We start from the raw sequence: 19,471 nt of genomic DNA on the forward strand, positions 1-19,471 counted from the left end.
CCTTAGGGACGTGACGTCGGCCACCAAGCACTGCCATCGACAGCTCACATCGAGCGAGACGGGACTATCATTCCGAGCCGGATGGATCGACCAATATGCGAACGCGGCCGTCGGCATCCGCGACTTCACGATAACGGCTCAACTCCGCCTTGAGGTCGGGATCCGAATTGGCCCAGGCCAGCCAATCGAACGGCATTGAGCTCAGCAGATAGGTATCCACGAGAATCACATTCGGACGACCGGCTCGCAGGTCCGCCAACAGCAGCCGCCGCTCGAAATTGATGATGCCGTCCAGTTTCGCTCGCTCCCCCTCAGGCAGTTGCGAGCTCTTCTGTTGGAGCATTGAGCCGGCCGCCAACGCCTGCCCACACGTGTTGCCCGCCCAGGTCGCATTGATCTGACGGACGAGCGGATGCCCGAGAGCGACGTGATCGCCGATCGTGATCAGCCGCGGATGCTTTGCAAGGGCCAGGATACGCCCCTCCAGTGGCGGGAACGGCCGCACCTGAAGGGACAGACGGGAGCCGATGCACACAATCGCAGCAAGGGCGCAGATCATGACAGGCAGGCGCAACGTCTTCGTGCGAGCCTGCAGCAATGGCGCGGCACTCGCAAACATGCAAAGCGCAAATGCCGTGTAGGTCCAGCCCTTGCCCTGGATGATGAAACTCGCCGCTCCGCCAACCGCTGCGGCCAGCCACGGCGTTGCGCCGCCTTCCCATTTGAAGTCCTGCGGCGCCAACAGGCGCACGAGGCCGACGGAAGCGACCAGCATAACGGCCGGGAAAAAAAGCAGATCGCTGAAATCCATCCTCAATGGCACATAAGCGGCAGTGACCATCGGGGCGAAGGTCAACAGATAAGCCGGAAAGAAGATGGCGAGCACCGCTCCGTAGCCGATGACGACAGCAGCGGCCGCACACGCTTCGGGGGTGAACAAGGGTCTGATGGAGCGTTGACGGAGGACGCAGAGGATGATCGGCAGGCCGACCACGAGGGTAAGGTAGGGCTTGAGGCTCATGCCCAACCCGGCACCCAGTCCCGCCAGGATCGCAACCGGTCCGGGCGCAAGCCCGCGCCAGCGGATCGCAGCGATGGCGACGAAAGGCGTCATCGCAATGACGGCGATGTGTTCACGCTGTCCGAATACGGCGCTGGGAAAAATTGCGAACAGGAATGCGAGCACGCACGCCGTAATGCTCCTCTCGTCGGCTTCCAGCTTTGCCGCCGCAGCGGCGCGATCGATGATGACGAGTGCGGCAACGATCTCGATCATCACCAGGATGATCACGATGATCTCGGGGGCAATGCCGGTGATGCGCGCAAGCTGCAACGCCGGCATGTACAAATAGACCGACAGCGGCGGATTCAGTTCGAAGACGTCGACGCCGAGCTTTCCGCCATCGAGAACTTTCTCGCCTTCGGTCAGCAGGCAGCTCAAATCCGCGTTGAGAACGACAGGCATTTGAACGAGCAAGGCCATCAGCAGGATCGCCGACACGATGATCCAGCGGTAGCTCATGCTAACGTGCTTCCTGACATGGCCAGGGGCGTGACCGCCTCTTTTGACGCCGGCAAAGGCCCTCTCCTCGAACGGAAGCGGTCTGTTCTCTCTCACCCGTGCGCGAACCTGCCGCAGCGCGTACTCAGCGCCACTTTCAATCGAGAGTCGTTACTATTGTGCTACAATGATCTGAAACAATGCGGTAACGACCTGAAACAGTGCCGTTTCATGGTTAAATGTCAGGTCGAATGACGAGACGCCGGGGTTGCGCGCGGCATCCTGCGCGCCGCTATGAGCGTTCATCCCACATCAAGGTGCACGCGCTCCTGGAGAGGGTCAGGCCCTACCCCATCACTCCGCCGCGCTTGATCAGCTCCTTGCCGACCGCTGCAAGGTGCACCTGGTCGGGGCCGTCGCCGATGCGGATGAAGCGGGCGTAGACATAGGCGCGGGCGAGGAAGGTGTCCTGCGAGACGCCGGCGGCGCCGTGGATCTGGATGGCGCGGTCGATGACGCGGGCGGCCATGCTGGGCACCACGATCTTGGCGGCGGCGATCAGGTCGCGCGCTGACTTGTTGCCTTCGCGGTCCATCTTGTCGGCAGCTTGCAAAGTGAGCAGCCGCGCCTGCGCGATCTCGCAGAAGGAGTTGGCGATGTCCTCGCGCACCGAGCCCTGGTCTGCGAGCGGCTTGCCGAAGGCTGTGCGCGACACGGATCGCCGGCACATCAATTCGAGCGCGCGCTGGGCGCAGCCGATCAGGCGCATGCAGTGGTGGATGCGGCCGGGGCCGAGCCGGCCTTGCGCGATCTCGAAGCCGCGGCCCTCGCCGAGCAGGATGTTCTCGGCCGGCACACGGACATTCTCGTAGACGATCTCGGGATGGCCGACCGGCGCGTCGTCGTAGCCGTAGGTCAGCATATCGCGGACGATGCGTACGCCGGGCGTCGCCTTCGGCACCAGGATCATGGATTGCTGGCGATGGCGGTCGGGATCGTCGGGCGCGGTCTTGCCCATCACGATCAGGATCTCGCAATCCTCGTTCATCGCGCCTGACGTGAACCATTTGCGGCCGTTGATGACGTAGTCGCCGCCGTCGCGCTTGATCTCGCACTGGATGTTGGTGGCATCGCTGGAGGCGACCTGCGGCTCCGTCATCGAAAAGCCGGAGCGGATGCGCCCCTCCAGCAGCGGCTTCAGCCAACGCTCCTGCTGCGCCGGCGTGCCGTAATTTGCCAGCACCTCCATGTTGCCAACATCGGGCGCCGAACAGTTGAAGACTTCGGGCGCCCAGAGGATGCGGCCCATGATCTCTTTCACGGGGGCGTATTCGAGATTGGTCAGGCCTGGACCGTGCTCGCCGGAGAGGAACAGGTTCCAAAGCCCCTGCTCGCGCGCCAACCGCTTCAAGTCCTGCAGCACCTGCGGCGTCTTGTAACGCGCGGCTTCCGGCTTCACCTGCTCGTAATAGAGCTCCTCGACCGGCTCGACTTGCGTCCGCATGAACTGGCGAACGCGCTCCTGCAGCTCCAGCGAACGGGCAGAGTGTTGAAAGTCCATGGTGGTCTCCTATTCGCTGCGCTTAGCTCTTCCCTTCTCCCCTTGTGGGAGAGGTGGCGCGAAGCGCCGGATGAGGGGTTGTATCCGCGAGTTCAAATGTAGAGACGACTCGCGGAGAGAGACCCCTCACCCGGCTCGCCGCTCCGCGGCGATCCACCCWCTCCCGCAAGGGGAGAGGGTGCACCGTTCGTGCGGCCGGTCGACCAGTTACGCCTCACGTCCCGCGCAGCAGTTCGCTCGCCACGATCCAGTCGTTGCCGTCGAACTGGAGCATGTAGCCGTCCTTGATGGGGCGGAAATCCTGCGGCGTGGTGTTGAGCGTGATGCCGGGCATCAACAGCGACAGCGGCACGTTCTTGAGGTTCGCCGCCTGCGCCATGATGTTCTCTCGCGTCAAATTGTCCTTGCACTGCTTGAGCAGGACGACCAGCGCCTCGGCGACGGTGTAGCCGTAGAGGCCGGCGACGTTGTTGATATCGGCATTGGGCAGGCGCTTCTTCATGAACTCGATATAGGCCGTCATCGCCGGATCGTCCTTCGGCTGCTCGACAAACGGCTTGAGCGAGCCGAGCGACAGCACGCCCTTGCCGGCATCGAGGCCCGCAGGGACCATGACGGTTGCCTTGTTGGCGCAGCCGGAGGCGAGGAAGCGCGTCGGCTGCCAGCCGACTTCATGGGCCTTGCGGATCGCCTGCGCGCAGGCGCGCGGCGTCACCGAATAGATCATGAAGACGTCGGCCTTGGTGTTGGCCAGCGTCAGCACCTGGGAATCGACGGTGGGATCGGTGACCTCGAAGCTCGAGGCCATCGCGAGCGCCTTGTCGGCGTCGGCACCAAGCGCTTCCTTGACGCCGCGAAAATATTCCTTGCCGGCGTCGTCGTTCTGATAGAGCACCGCAAAGCGCGCGTTCGGGTTCTTGGCGCGGGCATAGGCGATGTCGATCGCGGCCTCGCTGGTGTAGTTCGGTGCCCAGGGCAGCGCCATCGACCACGGCATATTGGCGGGATCGTTCCACTTCGAGGCCGAGCTGATCAGGAACAGCTGCGGCACCTTGTTGCTGTTGAGGTATTTTGCGATCGCCGAGCTCGGCGCCGTGCCCATGGTCGCGAAGATGAAGGCGACGCCGTCGCCCTCGACCAAGCGTCGCGCGGCTTCCATGGTCTTCGGCGGCGAGAACGCGTCGTCGAGCGACAACAGGTTGAGCTTGCGGCCGTTGACGCCACCCTTCTCGTTGACCTCGTCGAAATAGGCCGAAATGACCCTGCCGGTGATGCCGAGCGGCGATGCGGGGCCGCTATAAGGCATGGTGTTGCCGATCTTGATCTCGGTGTCACTGACACCGGGACCGTAGGACTTTTGCGCGGAGACGGGCGTGGACAGGCAGGCGGCAGCCAGCGCTGCGGCCAGGACCAAAGCGGCTCTCATGGTTTCTCCCCGGTGATGATCGTCCACGCGAGGCGACCGCGCGGCGTGCTGCTTTTTGCCAGCACGTCAGATCAGCGGAGTTCCGCAAGATGGTCTTGCGTCGAGTTGCTGGTTCATTCGACGTCTCGTTTCGAACCTGCGTATGAACGCCGCAGCAGGGCGAACAGGCTGCCGCCGGTCGCGGCTCCAACGAGATAGACAACGAGGGTTTGGAGCGCGAGCGGCAGACTGAGATTCATCTTGAAGAAGGAGATCGTGACCGTGTCGAGATTCTGCACGGCGAAGACGATGGTCGCTGCGGCGAAAAACACGATCACGGCGAGATGAAACCAGCGCATGACAATCCCTCAGCGTCGCCCGACGCGCGATGAAATCTGGATGAACCGTCATCGCGCTCTTGGGCGACCACGGTCCTTCTCCGGATCAAGCCTTAATGGCGCCGCCGCAGGCTAAAGCCCAGACTGACCCAGCCGGCGCCGGCCATGATCAGGTCGATGCCGAGGAACAGGCCGAGGATATAGACGCTGTTGACCGGCCAGCGCGCCAGGATCAAGAGCCCGAGCAGCAGGGTGATGACCGCAGACAGCGCCACCCACACCCACGGGCTTTCCCTTTTCATGCTGAAGGCGAGAAACAGCCTGACGGCGCCCGAGGCCAGCAGCGACGCGCCGAGGAACAAGGTGAGCAGCACCGCGGCGAACAACGGGTTCTCGAAGGTCAGGAAGCCCGCAACGATATAGAGCACGCCGAGCAAGGCCCAGATCAGGAACTTGCCCCAGCTCTTCATCTGGAACGCGCCGATCACCTCGGTGACCCCGGCGATGATCATCATCACACCAACCACGAGCACGCTCGCCACCGTCGCCATCATCATGCTGCCGAGCGCGATGAAGCCGGTGATGAGATAGACGACGCCGAGGGCGACGATCCAGCCCCACTTGGCGTGCAGCGCAGCAATGCCGGACCCAAGACCCAAGTTTGGAGACGTATCCGAAGCACTTGTCATGACGGCTACTCCTGCATGCGAAGTCCCAAGGCACATCTCAGGATAGCACGAGCCGCGCCGGGACAACAGCCAGTAGAGCAGCCCCGCGGGAGCCCCCATTGACTTAAGTCAAGAGCGGACGGGGCGCCTCACGCGCGCGAGCGCTCCATGTCGAGCTCGGCCTTGAGACTATCGAGATCGCGATAGATCGAAGCAACCGCCAGCACGCGCCCGCCCTTGCGATACTTCAGCAGGCAGTCCCTGCCGTCGATGCTGCCGTCGATCGCGATGTCGTCGAAGCTCTCGGCATGGCCGACATAGTTGATCGGAACATCGTAGTGCTGCGACCAGAAGAACGGCACGGCGTCGAAACGTTCGCGCCTGCCGAGCATGTTGCGCGCGGCGGCCTGGCCCTGCCGCTCCGCTACCACCCAGTGCTCGACGCGAATGTTCTGGCCCGAATGCGGATCGGGCCAGCGCGCGATATCGCCCGCCGCGAAGATACCTGATGCGCTGGTCTCGAGATACTCGTTCACGCTGACGCCGCGATCGATGGCGAGCCCCGCCTGCTCCGCGAGCACAAGGCGCGGCCTGACGCCGATCCCGACCACGACCAGATCGGCCTCGATCACGCCGCCGCTCTTCAGTGTGGCGCGTTTGCCGTCGAGCTTTTCCACGGTGTCCTCGAGGTGAAAGTGGACGCCGCTCTCTTCATGCAGCGCGCGGACGAAATCGCCCATCTCGGGGCCGAGCACACGCTGCATCGGCCGCTCCTCGGGGGCAACCACATGCACCTCCAGCTTGCGCGCCCGCAAGGAGGCCGCGACTTCGAGGCCAATGAAGCTGGCGCCGATCACCAGCGCGCGCTTCGCGCTGCCCGCCGCCTTGATGATGGCACGGCTGTCGGCAACGGTCCGCAAGGTGTGCACGTGTGGCTGGTCCGCGCCCGGAATCTGCAATTTGACCGGCTCGGCGCCGGTCGCGAGCAGCAGCCGGTCGAACGGCAGCTTGTCGCCATTGCCGAGCGTGATGGTGCGCGCCTTCGGATCGATCGCTGCGACGTTCGTGTTGAGCCTGAGATCGATGCCCGCGTCCTGATAATAGTCCTCGCCCCGCAGCGGCAGCCAATCCTCGGGTGCACTGCCGGCGAGGTAATCCTTGGAGAGGTTCGGCCGGTCGACCGGCATCGCGGCGTCGTCGCTGAGCATGGTGATGGCGCCGGCAAAGCCCTCGCGCCGAAGCGTCTCGCCGGCCGCAAAGCCGGCCGCACCGCCGCCGACGATGACGAATTTTTCCGGCGTCGGCGCGCTGCGATGTGACGCTGCAGGCTGCGGCATCTCGCGCTTGCGCTGAACGGAGATCCTGTCCTGGTCGCGCGTGACCTCCCAGACCGCCAGCGCGTTCAGCGCGGGCGGGCGGGTGGCCTCGCCGGTGCGCAAGGAGAAGCAGGCGTGATGCCAGGGGCAGCGGATCGTGTCGCCGACGACCAGCCCTTCGGCGAGCGGGCCGTGGTAGTGGCTGCAGGACGGCTCGATCGCGAAGACCTCGCCGCCGGCTTGCACCAGCAAGACGTCTTCCTCGCCGACATGGCCGAGCAGCTTGCCGTCCTCGAACGCGGTCAGCAACACGCCCTTGGTGAGGTCGAGGTCCGGCCCGCTCGGCGTCTTGTGCTCGGTCATGGTGTCGTCTCCTTCAGCTCGGCCCGCGCGGATCACGCGTCCGAATTGGCCAGCCCCAACAGCTCCTGGCGCGTCAACGCGTTGTCACGGAACACGCCCAGCATGCGGCTGGTGACGAGATCGGTCCCGGGCTTGTGCGCGCCACGCGTGGTCATGCAGTGATGCGTCGCCTTGATGATGACGCCGACGCCTTCCGGCTTCAACACATCGTTGATCGTATTGGCGATCTGCGCGGTCATCTTCTCCTGGATCTGGAGGCGTTTTGCGTAGATGTCCACCACCCGCGCAAGCTTGCTGATGCCGACGACGCGACCCTGCGGGATATAGGCCACCCAGGCGCGGCCCACGATCGGCGCCATGTGGTGCTCGCAATGGCTTTCGAAGCGAACGCCGCGCAGGACGATCATCTCGTCATAGCCTTCGATCTCCTCAAAGGTCTTTTGCAGGATTTCGGTCGGATCCTGCGCATAGCCGGAAAAATACTCTGCGAAGGCGCGCGCAACCCGGTCCGGCGTGTCGTGCAGGCCGTCGCGGGCGGGATCGTCGCCCGCCCAGCGGATCATGGTCCGGACCGCCTGCTCGACCTCGGCCCTGCCAGGCCGTTCGCCCGGCAGCTGCGCCACCGCGACGCCCTCCAACCTGCGCGCATGTGAATTCATCAATAGCCTCCCTGCAATGAGCCGCGCACATCTGGCGGTCCCTCAGCTTGGACGGCTGCAATCGGAAAAGGTTCCCGAAGTCGCGAAAAATCGGGCGTCCGGGCGGCAGGGCGGGAAAGCCGGGCTTTACGAGGCAGCTTTCCGCACGTCGAGCACGGCGCGCGCCCATTCGGCAGGCCGCTCCTGCGGCAGGTTGTGGCCGGCTCCAGCGAAGACACGCCGTTCGAAGACGCCTTCGAACCTGGGCGCATGATGGGCGGTGCCGGGATTGACGCCGTCGCTGTCGCCGTCGACCGCGATCGTCGGGACACGGATCGGCGGCTGCGCGACGAGCTTGGCCTCGATCGCGGCGTAGGCGGGATCCCCTTCGACCAGCCCATAGCGGTGACGGTAGGAATGGATCACGACATCGACGAAGTCAGGATTGTCGAGCGACACCGCACTTGCCTCGAACGTGGCGTCGTCGAAGCCCCATTTCGGCGACCACATCGCCCAGAGCTGGCGCGCAAAGCCGCGCCTGTTGCGCTCCAGCGCGCGCCGGCCGCGCTCGTTGTGGAAGAGATATTGATACCAGAGCGCCGCCTCCTCCGGCGGCGAAGCCGGCTCCATCGCGCGCGCGATGTTCTGGATGTTGTAGGAATTGCCGGAGACCAGGGCGATCACGCGCTCAGGATGCAGCACCGAGACCACGCAGGCCGCGCGCCCGCCCCAATCGTAACCGCCGACGACCGCGCGTTCGATGCGAAGCGCATCCATGAAAGCCAGCAGGTCGGCGCCGAGCGCCGCCTGCTCGCCGGAGCGCAGCGTCGCGGCGGACCGGAACCGCGTCGGCCCGTAGCCGCGCAGCCAGGGCACAAGCACCCGCGCACCCGCTTCCGCGATCAGAGGCGCGGCCTCGGCATAGGCGTTCACATCATAGGGAAAGCCGTGACCCATGATGCAGGGCCAGCCATCCGGTGCGCCGTATTCGAGATAGGCGATGTCGAGGATATCCGTGGCGATGGTTTTTTGTTGCATGATTTGCTCACGGAGTTGAGAGGCCGTAGCCTGGATGGAGCGCAGCGCAATCCGGGATTCGCGGATGCAGGCGTCCCCGCATTCCGCTTCGCTCCATGCGGGCTACGGGGGCTATTTCTGCGGGCCAGACAGCGAGATCTCGCGTTCGGCGCGGAACACGTTGCTGTAGAGATTGGCGATCCACTGCCGGCCGATCTCGGTCTTGTTGAGATAGCCGATCTCGGTCTGGATGTGCGGTGCGACGCTGTTCCAGTAGAATTGTGGATAGCGGTTCACGATGTCGGCAGGCGAGTCGTAGCCGAGCTGGCGGTTGATGCCGACCTCTTCGAATTCGTAATAGAGCGCGTTGGCCTTGCGCAGATAGTTGGGATCGCCGAGCTGGCCGATGAAGTCCGCGGCGCGCAGGATCGAGGCTTCGTCGTCATACTCCTGGCCTTCACGGGCCGGGAAGCGGGTGCCCTCGATGGCGCGGGCGACGCGCTCACTGTCGATACCGCGGATCGGTGGCAGCCGCCGCCGCACGAAAAGCATCGAACGATCAACGTGATACATCATCAGACTGGCATCCGACGCGCCGCGCGGCAGCGACACCTTGGTGCCGGCCTCGTCGACCACGAAACCGTCTTCGTCGTCCTCCGGAAACAGCCCGCGAACATAGCCGATGTCGTGCGCAAGGCAGGCGATCAGGATATGGATGTAGTCCTCGGCATCTAGGTGCGTGTGCAGATTGCGGCCAAGCATGATCGCCTGGGCCGCCAGCGTCACCAGCATCGTATGCTCGATATTGTGATAGAGCGCATCGCTGTTGCCGATGCATTCCATCGCGGTGCGCGTCGAGGCCTCCACCACCCTGGCATAGGAATCGTCGTATCTGCGACGCATGAACGAGCCCAGCAACTTCTCCAGGGATTCAGCCGCCAGTCTCGGTAACGTCATCATGGATGCAGCCCCGCTTGTCGGTGGTGTCCCACGCCAGCTCCCGACCTCTCATTCGTGTCCTCGACGCAACGGCCAGCATAGCCCATCTTGGGCCAAGTGACCAAACGCCGGGACGAATTTACGGAAATATGTTGCTGTTGTGCCCTGCGACATCACGGTTGCGGTCGGGCCGCGACACAGCCTGGCCGGGCCCGTCAAGACCGCTTTTATTCCACCAGCAGCACGTCCACGGCGACGCCGAGCTTCTGTTTCGGCGAGCCGACGATGATGCCATCGACCGGCGAGACGTCGGAAAAGTCGCGGCCGACCGCGAGCACGATGTGATCGTTGGCGACCAGCAAATCATTGGTCGGATCGAAATCGACCCAGCCAAGCTCAGCCCCACACCACAGCGACACCCAGGCATGGGTGGCATCGGCGCCCTGCAAACGCGGCTGGCCCGGCGGCGGAATGGTACGGAGATAGCCGCTGACATAGGCTGCCGGAAGGCCGAGCCCGCGCAGCCCTGCGATCATCACATGGGCAAAGTCCTGACAAACGCCGTGGCGCTTGTCGAAGACCTCGCCAAGCGGCGTCGAGATCACCGTCGCCTTCGGATCGTAGCGGAATTCGGTGCGGATGCGGTGCATGAGATCGGTCGCACCGGCGAGGATCCCTGCGCCGGGCGCAAAGCTCGTGGCCGCATAGGCGCTGACGGGGTGCAGCACCGGCACCAGCGGGCTTGCGAAGACGTAGCCGACCGGCGAGGACGGCCCGAGGCTCGTTGCTTCAAACGCGATGTCGCGGATGCTCTCCCAGGGTGGGCTGACGGCATCGCGCGCCGGCGGTTTGCGCGAGACGGACACGCGCGAGCGCGAGTCGATGCGCAAGTTTCGGTGCGCGGCTTCGATCACCACGCTCTCGGTGAGCGTGCCGAAGAAGTCGCGGCGGACGTGGCGCTCGGACGGGCGCGGCCGGATCTCGACCCTGTGCGAGATCAGCTCCTGACCGTCGCCGCTCTTCGGCTCCAGCCGCAGCGTGCAGCGGGCGAAGCTGACCGCACTCTCGTATTCGTAAGTCGTGACGTGACGGATGTCGTAGATCACGCCAGCCCCGTCAGCTTTTCCGGCCGGCTGGCATTGGGGCCGTGCGGGAAGTAGTGCAGCCCGATCGCCTCGGCGAGGCCGAGCAGGTCCTGTTCCAGCGAGAACAGGGTCTTGACCTCGAGCTTCTCGGCCTCGGCGGTCGCCAGCATCGCCTGCACCGCCACCGCGAGCCGCTGCGGCTGCTCGATCAGGCCGTGCTCCTTCAGGCTCGGGAGCGAAGCGATGTGCTCGTTCAGCGTCGTCACCTGGAACGCGACCGAACGCGGATTGTAGCTGTCGAGCACCGCGAGGTCGCGCACCGGCGCCAGGATCGGCGCCAGCAGATAGCGCGAGCGGTAGGTGATCTGGGAATCCACCAGCGTCAGCAGGATATCGAGATCCTCGTCGCAGGCCTCGTCATAGGCGAACTGGCGCGCGAAGCGCGTCGTGTTGATGGCGCGCTCGGTGCGGCGGCCGATATCGAGGAAGCGCCAGCCGGCGGCGCGGTTCATGTTCTCCTGCGCCAGTCCTGCTAAGCTCGCAAGCTCCTGCAAGGTCAGCTCGGCCGCGCTCAGCACATCGTCGTCGTCCTCGACCTCGTAGGCGAGGCGATCGGCCATCTCGGTGATGACCTGCCAGGCGTCGGGCGACAGCCGCTCGCGCAATGATGTCGCCGTGCGCTGCGCCGCGCGCACCAGCGACAGCGCCGAGCCGAAACGCTCCGGGCTCTGCAGCGCTTCGGCGACGATGCGCCCCGGCGCAGTGCGCGAGGCCTGCGAGATCGCGCCCCAGGCCACCAGCAGGCGCTGGATGCGGTCGGCCGATTGCAGCGAGGCCGCGGTGCCCTTGTTGGGACCGCTCGGCGAGCCCAGCGCGCGCACCAGCCGCAGCGTTGCCTCGGCGCGTTCGAGATAGCGGCCGAGCCAGAACAGATTGTCCGCAGCACGGCTCGGCAGCACACCGGCGATGCGGCGGATCCGCACCTTGTCGGTCGCGGGCAGCAGCGTCGCGATCGAGACCTTCTTGTCCGAGACCACCCAGACGTCGGCGGCGCGCGCGCCGTCGCCCATCGACACCGCGCGCGCATCCGCCTGCTCGGCGATCCGGCAGAAGCCGCCGGGCATGATGGCCCAGCCGTCGGGCGTCGCGGCCGCAAACACGCGCAGCACGAAGGGACGCGGCGTGAGCTGGCCCTGCTCCCATACCGGCATGGTCGAAAGCCGCACCACCTCCTGGCCGACATAGTCCATGCCGCGCGTGCTGATGGCGTCGATAAGACGCTGGCGCCCAGATGCGTCAAGCTCGCTCGCGAGCACCGGGCCGTTGCTGTCGAAGCCGGGAACGCCGCGGCGGTAGGCGCCCTCGATCGCGACCTCGTCGAGCCGTGACAACACCTCGTCGCGCGCGTTGCGCTGGCCGCACCACCAGGTCGCGATATGCGGCATCTTGAGCTCTTGCCCGAGCAGGCGGCGGCTCAGGGCCGGCAGGAAGCCGAGCAGCGCGCGCGCCTCCAGCACGCCCGAGCCCGGCATGTTGGCGACGACGACGCCGTCCTTGCGCAGCACGTCGATCAGGCCGGCCACGCCGAGATGCGAGGACGCATCGAGCTCGAGCGGATCGAGCGAGTTGGAATCGACCCGGCGCAAGAGCACGTCGAGCCGCTTCAGGCCGGCGACGGTGCGGATGTGGATGCGGTTGTCGCTGACGGCGAGATCGTCGCCCTCGACCAGCAGGAAGCCGAGATAGCGCGCCAGCGTCGCGTGCTCGAAATAGGTCTCGCTGAAGCTGCCCGGCGTGAGCACGCCGATGCGCGGCTCGTCGCGATCGGCGCGCGCGCGCAGGCTGTCGCGAAACGCCTCGAAGAACGGCGCGACGCGCGGCACGTTCATCGACTTGTAGAGATCGGAGAACGCGCGCGAGAGCACCAGGCGGTTCTCCAGCGCATAGCCCGCGCCCGATGGCGCCTGCGTGCGGTCGCCGAGCACCCACCAGCGCCCGTCCGGCCCGCGGCCGACATCGGCGGCGTAGAGCGAGAGATAGCGCCCGCCCGGCGGCGGCACGCCGCAGACGGGGCGGAGATATTCGGGGCTGCCGGCGATCGCGGCGGCCGGCAGCGCGCCTTCCGCGACCAGCCGCCCCTCGCCATAGATGTCGCGCAGCACGAGCTCGAGCAGCTCGGCGCGCTGGGTGATGCCGGCGGACAGCTGCTTCCAGTCGGCCTCGTCGATCAGCAGCGGCAGATGGCTGATCGACCACGGCCGGTCGGCGCTGTCGCCGGGCGCACGGTAGGTGACGCCGGCCTCGCGCAAATGGCGGTCGGCCATGCCGAACCGCCGTTCGATCTCGTCGGGCGCGAGCGCGCCGAAGGCGTCGAAGAAGCGGCTCCAGACCGCGCGGGGGGCGCCGTCGGGCCCCAGGAACTCGTCGGGGATGCCGGGCAGACGACTATAGTCGCGGACCCATTGCGCGAGGCGGCGCTGGCCTTCGCGCTGACCTTGCGCGTTACCCGTCTTGTCGTCCTGTTCGGCTGCGCCCTCGCCCATGCGCCTCTCCCTGCCCCACCATCTTTCTCATTGCAGGAGCGGGGTCCGCAAGTCGAGGGTCAGCGGAAACTCATTTGTGCGTTCCTCGGGCGGGGGCTGCATCGGACCCGGCGTATGGCCGTGGTCCTGGAAGCGCGCCAGCCGCCGCGCCTCGGCCTCGTAGGTGTTGACGGGCTTGGTGTCGTAGCTGCGGCCGCCGGGATGGGCGACGTGATAGACGCAGCCGCCCAGCGAGCGGCCGTTCCAGGTGTCGATCAGGTCGAAGGTCAGGGGCGCGTGGACGGGGATGGTCGGGTGCAGGCCAGAGGCCGGCTGCCAGGCCTTGAAGCGGACGCCGGCCACGGCCTCCCCGGAGCGTCCGGTCGAGGTCATCGGCAAGCGGCGGCCGTTGCAGGTCACGATGTGGCGGCCCTCGACAAACCCCTCAGCTTTCACTTGAAGTCGTTCGACCGAACTGTCGACGTAGCGCACCGTGCCGCCGGCCGAGCCCTCCTCGCCCAGCACGTGCCAGGGCTCCAGCGCCTGACGCAATTCCAGCGTCACGCCGCCATGATGGACGCGGCCGAAGGCGGGGAAGCGGAATTCGAGCTGGGCCAGATACCATTCTGGCTCAAAGGGATAGCCGGACTGCTTCAACTCAGAAAGCACGTCAAGAAAATCCTGCCAGATGAAGTGAGGCAGCATGAAGCGATCATGCAGCGCAGTGCCCCAGCGCACGAACTTGCCTTGTTGCGGCTCGCGCCAGAATTTTGCGATCAGCGCGCGGATCAGCAACTGCTGCGCCAGCGACATGCGCGGATCGGGCGGCATTTCGAGCGCGCGGAATTCGACGAGGCCGAGCCGGCCCGTGGAGCCATCCGGCGAATAGAGCTTGTCGATGCAGATTTCGGCGCGATGGGTGTTGCCGGTGATGTCGACGAGCAGATGGCGGAACAGCCGGTCCACCAGCCACAGCGGCGTCTGGTAGCCCGGCGGCGGCACATGCGAGAGCGCGATCTCGAGCTCGTAGATGCTGTCGTGGCGCGCTTCGTCGATGCGCGGCGCCTGGCTGGTCGGGCCGATGAACAGGCCGGAGAAGAAATAGGACAGTGACGGATGCCGCTGCCAGTACAGCACGAGGCTCTTCAAGAGATCAGGCCGGCGCAGGAACGGCGAGTCCTGCGGGCTGGAGCCGCCTACCACGACGTGGTTGCCGCCACCGGTGCCAGTGTGGCGGCCGTCGACCAGGAAGCGGTTGGCGCCGAGGCGTGTCTTGCCGGCGTCCTCATAGAGCCCGACGGTGATGTCGACCGCCTCGCGCCAGCTCTTTGCCGGCTGGATGTTGACCTCGATGACACCAGGGTCGGGCGTCACCTTGATCACCTCGATGCGCGGATCGAACGGCGGCGGATAGCCTTCGACGTGAACCTGGATCTGCATCTCCTCGGCGGTCGCTTCGAGGGCCGCGACCAGCTCGAGATAATCCTCGATGCGCTCCACCGGCGGCATGAAGGCGCAGAGCACGCCGTCGCGGACTTCGACCGACATCGCGGTGCGGACGGGGACGGACGTGTTGAGATGCTCGGGCGCGACCTGCGGCGGCGATTCCGGGCGCGCGGCGAGGGTGAACACCGGCAGCTTGCCCCGCGGCTCCAACGGATCCTGCTCGACGATGTAAGGATATTGGTTGGGCGGGATGTAGCCGAGCGAGCCGATCGGCAGGCGCAAGCCCAGCGGTGAATCACCCGGCATCAGGAACAGATGATTGCGCCGGAGTTGCCAGCGCTCGCTGCGCCAGCGTGGCGGCGCGTTCCAGCGTTGCACCGGCAGCACGAAGCCACGCGGCGTGTTGAGGCCCTCGTCGAACACGCGCGCCATCCGCGCGCGGGCTTCGGGATCGGATAATTTGGAGTCGGACGGATCGACGTTGAGGGGAAGCTCGGCTTCCTTCTGGAGCCAGTACGCGGTGTCCTCATAGGCTGGGATGATGTAGCCGGGATCAAGTCCGAGCCGCGCCGCCGCGCCCTCCACGAATTCCTGGGCGTCCTTGACCTCGACGCGCCGCGGATTCTCGATCCTGGCGATCAGATCGGCATTCTTCCAGATCGGTACGCCGTCCTTGCGCCAGTACAGGCCAAAGGCCCAGCGCGGCAGGCTTTCACCGGGATACCATTTGCCCTCGCCGAAGTGCAGCAGGCCACCCGGCCCGAAGCGCGTGTGCAAGCGGCGGATCAGATCGTCGGCGAGCGCGCGCTTGGTCGGGCCGACGGCCTCGGTGTTCCATTCCGCCGCTTCGAGATCGTCGACGGAGACGAAGGTCGGCTCGCCGCCCATGGTCAGCCGGACATCCTGCGCGGCGAGATCGCCGTCGACCTGCTCGCCGAGGTCATTGAGCCGCGTCCAGGATTCGTCGGAGAACGGCTTTGTAATGCGCGGCGCCTCGCGGATGCGCTTCACGCTCATGTCGAACTCGAACTCGACCTCGGCAAAGCCGGCGCCGCCGGAGATCGGCGCCGCCGAACGATAATGCGGCGTGGCCGCAACCGGGATGTGCCCCTCGCCCGCGAGCATACCCGAGGTCGCGTCGAAGCCGATCCAGCCCGCGCCGGGCAAATAGACTTCGGCCCAGGCATGCAGGTCGGTAAAATCGTTCTCGACCTCTGGCGGTCCCGCGATCGGATCGATGTCGGGGCGTATCTGAATGAGATAACCGGAGACGAAACGGGCCGCGAGACCGAGATGACGGAAGGTCTGGATCAGGAGCCAGGCGGAGTCGCGGCACGATCCGGCACCGGAGGAGAGCGTCTCCTCCGGAGTCTGCACGCCGGGCTCCATGCGGATGATGTAACGGACGTGCTTTTGAAGCTCGCGATTGAGATCGACCAGGAAGTTGACGGTGTTCGGGGCTTCAGGCGGGATCGCGTCGAGAAATTTTGCGAACAGGCGATCGGGCTTGATGGTCTCGAGATACGGCGCGAGCTCGGTCTTCAGATCCTTCGAATATTCGAACGGAAAGCTGTCGGCATAAGGCTCGACGAAGAAGTCGAACGGGTTGACCACGGTCATCTGCGCCGTGAAGTCGACCTCGAATTTCAGCTCGGTCGTCTTCTCCGGAAAGACGTAGCGCGCCAGCCAATTGCCCTGCGGATCCTGCTGCCAGTTCACGAAATGATTGGCCGGAGTGACCTTGAGCGAATAGCTCAGGACCGGCGTGCGCGTATGCGGCGCCGGCCGCAGCCGGATCGTCTGCGGGCCAAGATCGATCGGGCGGTCGTATTTGTAGTGCGTGACGTGGTGTAATGCGACGTAGATCGACACGGGGTGCGGTGCTCCAGCAGCTTTTTTGAGCAGAACACCGGTTCCGGGTGGGATCAAGCACTAACAACGGGCACGGGTTGCCTACGCCGCGGGCTGATCTGCGAGTTACACTTGCCGAAGTGATCTACCTATGATCGAATGAACCATTGCCTGCACAAGCCGCGCCCGACGCGCCKCTTTGCGCATGATGGACTCTCCCGTTCGTAATGGTTGCCGCGCAACGTATCGACGCGTGGCGCGGCCTGAAAGAGGAGATGTGTCCGATGAGCTTTCTGGTCAGATTCCCGCGGGCTTCCTATCGCGCCGACGCGCTCGATGGTTTCACGGTCACGCCAGGTTTCACACCGGGAAACGCGCAAGCCATGATGTGGTTGTCGCAGCTCGCCTACGAGACCGACGACCGCGACAAGGTAGACAATATCCTGACGGCACTGGGGCTAGAGATGCGCGGCTTCGGTGCCGACACTCCCGCTACAGGTTTGGTACCGCCAAAAGCCCGCTTCATTGTCGCCGTCGGACGCGGCGCGACTTTCGTCACACTCTCCGGCACCGATCCGCTCAGTATCAAGGATTGGATCACCGACTTCACCCTCGCACCAAGTCAAAATGTTCTTCACAAGGGATTTGCCGAAGCCGTCGATGCAGTCCGATCAGACATCGAAGTCGCGATCAGGAGTGGCGGCGCCGGACAGCCGCTCTTCTTTACTGGACACAGCATGGGCGGCGCCTTGGCAAATATCTCGGCACTGCGGGCGTTGGATGCTGGCCTGCGGGCAACCGCCATTTACACGTTTGGCGGGCCGCGAACCGGCGGTCAGGATTTCTTTGAAGCCTACGAGCCTCTCAGCGAAAGCACGTTCCGGCTCGTCAACGGTAACGACATCGTCCCGGCCGTTCCACCCAGCCTGCGAGGCAACTTCCGCCACGTCGGCCGAATGCTGCGTTGCGCGTCTGGCTCGACCTTCGCAGGTCAGGTGCCGGCGTCGAAAGAGGGAAACGACCCCAGCTTCAACCTAGTCGGGCTTGGTACCCTTCTTACCGGAGGCAATTTCCACCTGAAGATCCCAAGCATCGAGGAACTCCGCAACATCGACCCGCGGACGCTCGACCAATCCGACGTACTGCCCGGCTTCGTGCGCGACCATGTTCCGGCAAGCTACTTCCGGGCGTTGTCGGTCACCATTCCGTAACTGCCGCGTAGCCTCACATCGTCGCCCCGAGCACCCAGGGCGCGAATTCGGCACCGCCGAAATCGAAGCTTTCGCTCTTGGTCGGCTGTCCGGACGCCGTCTTCAGGATGAGCTCGAAGATGCGCTGGCCGCATTGCTCGACGCTCTCCTCGCCTTCGAGGATGGTGCCGCAATTGACGTCCATGTCCTCCTCCATGCGCTTGTACATGGGCGTGTTGGTGGCAAGCTTGATCGAGGGCGCCGGCTTGCAGCCGAACACGCTGCCGCGGCCGGTGGTGAAGCAGACCAGATTGGCACCGCCGGCGACCTGGCCGGTCGCCGCGACCGGATCGTAGCCGGGCGTGTCCATGAAGATGAAACCCTTCTTGGTGATGGGCTCGGCATAGCGCAGCACGTCGACGAGATTGGTGGTGCCGGCCTTGGCCATCGCGCCGAGCGATTTCTCCAAAATGGTGGTGAGGCCGCCGGCCTTGTTGCCGGGGCTCGGATTGGCGTTCATCTCGGCGCCCTCGCGCTCGGTATACGCGTCCCACCAGCGCATGAGATCGACCAGCTTCTCGCCGACCTCGCGGCTGACGGCGCGGCGCGTGAGCAGGTGCTCGGCGCCGTAGGTCTCCGGCGTCTCCGACAGGATCACGGTGCCGCCGTGACGGACGATGAGATCGCTGGCAGCCCCAAGCGCCGGATTGGCGGATACGCCGGAATAGCCGTCCGAGCCGCCGCATTGCAGGGCCACGGTGAGTTCGCTGACGGGCACGGATTCGCGCTTGACCTTGTTGGAGTCCGCGAGAGCTTCACGCACGAAGGCAATACCCGCTTCGACAGTCTTGCGGGTGCCGCCGACCTCCTGGATGTCCATCGCGCGCAGGCGGCCGGCGAGCTTCTGCTCCTCCATCAGGCCGCCGATCTGGTTCACCTCGCAGCCCAGCCCAAGCACGATGACGTGGGAGAAATTGACGTGACGCGCATAGCCGCCGAGCGTGCGGCGGAGCAGCGCCAAGGGCTCGTTCTGCGTCATGCCGCAGCCGGTCTTGTGGGTCAGCGCGACCACGCCGTCGACATTGGGGAAGTCGGCGAGCGGATTGTCGCCGGTGAACGGATTCTTCTTGAAGACGTCGGCGACGAGGCTTGCGACATGCGCGCTGCAATTCACCGAGGTGAGGATGCCGATATAGTTGCGCGTGGCGACGCGGCCATCCGGGCGGCGGATGCCCTCGAAGGTCGCCGGCAGATCGAAGTTCGGCGTCGGCTTGACGTCGGCGCAATAGGCATAGTCCTTGGAAAAATCGCCCATGCCGCAGTTCTGCGTATGCACGTGCTGGCCCGGCGCGATCGGCACCGTCGCAAAGCCGATGATCTGTCCGTAGCGCCTGACCGGCTCGCCCACTGCGATCGGCTTGATCGCGACCTTGTGGCCGGAGGGAATGCGCTCGACCGTGGTCACGCCGTCGGCAACCAATGTTCCCGGCGGCAGGCTCGCGCGCGCGATCAGCACGCCATCATCGGGATGGAGGCGAATGACGGGGCTGATGGTCATGGCAGGTCTCCTGTATCAAAACTATCGTGCCCCGGACGCAGCGCAGCGTGAAACGGTGCGCTGCTGAGCCGGG

General features: G+C 65.2%; 14 protein-coding genes. 1 reads left to right on the forward strand and 13 read right to left on the reverse strand.

All coding sequences use genetic code 11. The features are described 5' to 3' along the window. Window positions 1-67 precede the first annotated feature (67 nt). From AC1DW2_RS08595 to AC1DW2_RS08650, 12 genes are all read right to left on the reverse strand, one after another. Complete coding sequence (locus AC1DW2_RS08595; protein ID WP_477005720.1) at window positions 68-1,522, reverse strand: hypothetical protein; 1,455 nt, start codon at window positions 1,520-1,522, stop codon at window positions 68-70. Between the two features lie 325 nt (window positions 1,523-1,847). Further along, window positions 1,848-3,062 (reverse strand): acyl-CoA dehydrogenase family protein, encoded by a 1,215-nt coding sequence (locus AC1DW2_RS08600; protein WP_477005721.1) that lies wholly within the window; start codon window positions 3,060-3,062, stop codon window positions 1,848-1,850. Window positions 3,063-3,276: 214 nt separating this feature from the next. Then, window positions 3,277-4,488, reverse strand: coding sequence for an ABC transporter substrate-binding protein (locus AC1DW2_RS08605; RefSeq protein WP_477005722.1), 1,212 nt, complete (start codon window positions 4,486-4,488; stop codon window positions 3,277-3,279). Between the two features lie 113 nt (window positions 4,489-4,601). Next, a complete protein-coding gene (locus tag AC1DW2_RS08610; RefSeq protein WP_014496835.1) occupies window positions 4,602-4,826 on the reverse strand; it encodes a LapA family protein in 225 nt (74 codons plus the stop codon). Window positions 4,827-4,918: 92 nt separating this feature from the next. Further along, window positions 4,919-5,494, reverse strand: coding sequence for an HdeD family acid-resistance protein (locus tag AC1DW2_RS08615; protein ID WP_014496836.1), 576 nt, complete (start codon window positions 5,492-5,494; stop codon window positions 4,919-4,921). Window positions 5,495-5,622: 128 nt separating this feature from the next. Beyond that, entirely contained in the window at window positions 5,623-7,152 is a 1,530-nt protein-coding gene (locus AC1DW2_RS08620; protein ID WP_477005723.1) for an FAD-dependent oxidoreductase, read from the reverse strand. 32 nt (window positions 7,153-7,184) lie between these two features. Then, on the reverse strand, window positions 7,185-7,811 hold the full coding sequence (gene folE / locus AC1DW2_RS08625) for a GTP cyclohydrolase I FolE (RefSeq protein ID WP_071915711.1): 627 nt from the start codon (window positions 7,809-7,811) through the stop codon (window positions 7,185-7,187). Window positions 7,812-7,937: 126 nt separating this feature from the next. Then, a complete protein-coding gene (locus AC1DW2_RS08630) occupies window positions 7,938-8,828 on the reverse strand; it encodes an alpha/beta fold hydrolase (RefSeq protein ID WP_477005724.1) in 891 nt (296 codons plus the stop codon). A gap of 111 nt (window positions 8,829-8,939) precedes the next feature. Continuing rightward, on the reverse strand, window positions 8,940-9,767 hold the full coding sequence (locus AC1DW2_RS08635) for an HD domain-containing protein (RefSeq protein WP_028146934.1): 828 nt from the start codon (window positions 9,765-9,767) through the stop codon (window positions 8,940-8,942). 206 nt (window positions 9,768-9,973) lie between these two features. Continuing rightward, window positions 9,974-10,852 (reverse strand): transglutaminase family protein, encoded by an 879-nt coding sequence (locus AC1DW2_RS08640; protein WP_477005725.1) that lies wholly within the window; start codon window positions 10,850-10,852, stop codon window positions 9,974-9,976. After that, window positions 10,849-13,374: a circularly permuted type 2 ATP-grasp protein gene (locus AC1DW2_RS08645; protein ID WP_477005726.1), complete on the reverse strand. Its 2,526-nt coding sequence runs from the start codon at window positions 13,372-13,374 to the stop codon at window positions 10,849-10,851. The genes AC1DW2_RS08640 and AC1DW2_RS08645 overlap by 4 nt, the downstream gene beginning before the upstream one ends. Window positions 13,375-13,401: 27 nt before the next feature. Further along, window positions 13,402-16,671, reverse strand: a complete 3,270-nt coding sequence (locus tag AC1DW2_RS08650; protein ID WP_477005727.1) for a transglutaminase family protein — start codon at window positions 16,669-16,671, stop codon at window positions 13,402-13,404. Between the two features lie 263 nt (window positions 16,672-16,934). On the opposite strand from AC1DW2_RS08650, the gene AC1DW2_RS08655 reads away from it, so the two are divergent. Further along, window positions 16,935-17,861 carry a lipase family protein gene (locus tag AC1DW2_RS08655; RefSeq protein WP_476076181.1) on the forward strand — a complete coding sequence of 309 codons (927 nt, stop codon included), beginning with the start codon at window positions 16,935-16,937 and terminating at the stop codon, window positions 17,859-17,861. 13 nt (window positions 17,862-17,874) lie between these two features. Here the strand turns inward: AC1DW2_RS08655 and AC1DW2_RS08660 are convergent, their stop codons facing one another. Then, window positions 17,875-19,398, reverse strand: coding sequence for a UxaA family hydrolase (locus tag AC1DW2_RS08660; protein ID WP_071915717.1), 1,524 nt, complete (start codon window positions 19,396-19,398; stop codon window positions 17,875-17,877). Window positions 19,399-19,471: the final 73 nt, after the last annotated feature.

It is taken from the genome of Bradyrhizobium sp. P3_C3 (assembly GCF_056402655.1).

Coding starts and splice junctions, on each gene's coding strand:
- AC1DW2_RS08595 (WP_477005720.1), bottom strand. CDS start 1,522: ATGAGCTACCGCTGGATCATCGTGTCGGCGATCCTGCTGATGGCCTTG.
- AC1DW2_RS08600 (WP_477005721.1), bottom strand. CDS start 3,062: ATGGACTTTCAACACTCTGCCCGTTCGCTGGAGCTGCAGGAGCGCGTT.
- AC1DW2_RS08605 (WP_477005722.1), bottom strand. CDS start 4,488: ATGAGAGCCGCTTTGGTCCTGGCCGCAGCGCTGGCTGCCGCCTGCCTG.
- AC1DW2_RS08610 (WP_014496835.1), bottom strand. CDS start 4,826: ATGCGCTGGTTTCATCTCGCCGTGATCGTGTTTTTCGCCGCAGCGACC.
- AC1DW2_RS08615 (WP_014496836.1), bottom strand. CDS start 5,494: ATGACAAGTGCTTCGGATACGTCTCCAAACTTGGGTCTTGGGTCCGGC.
- AC1DW2_RS08620 (WP_477005723.1), bottom strand. CDS start 7,152: ATGACCGAGCACAAGACGCCGAGCGGGCCGGACCTCGACCTCACCAAG.
- folE (WP_071915711.1), bottom strand. CDS start 7,811: ATGAATTCACATGCGCGCAGGTTGGAGGGCGTCGCGGTGGCGCAGCTG.
- AC1DW2_RS08630 (WP_477005724.1), bottom strand. CDS start 8,828: ATGCAACAAAAAACCATCGCCACGGATATCCTCGACATCGCCTATCTC.
- AC1DW2_RS08635 (WP_028146934.1), bottom strand. CDS start 9,767: ATGATGACGTTACCGAGACTGGCGGCTGAATCCCTGGAGAAGTTGCTG.
- AC1DW2_RS08645 (WP_477005726.1), bottom strand. CDS start 13,374: ATGGGCGAGGGCGCAGCCGAACAGGACGACAAGACGGGTAACGCGCAA.
- AC1DW2_RS08655 (WP_476076181.1), top strand. CDS start 16,935: ATGAGCTTTCTGGTCAGATTCCCGCGGGCTTCCTATCGCGCCGACGCG.
- AC1DW2_RS08660 (WP_071915717.1), bottom strand. CDS start 19,398: ATGACCATCAGCCCCGTCATTCGCCTCCATCCCGATGATGGCGTGCTG.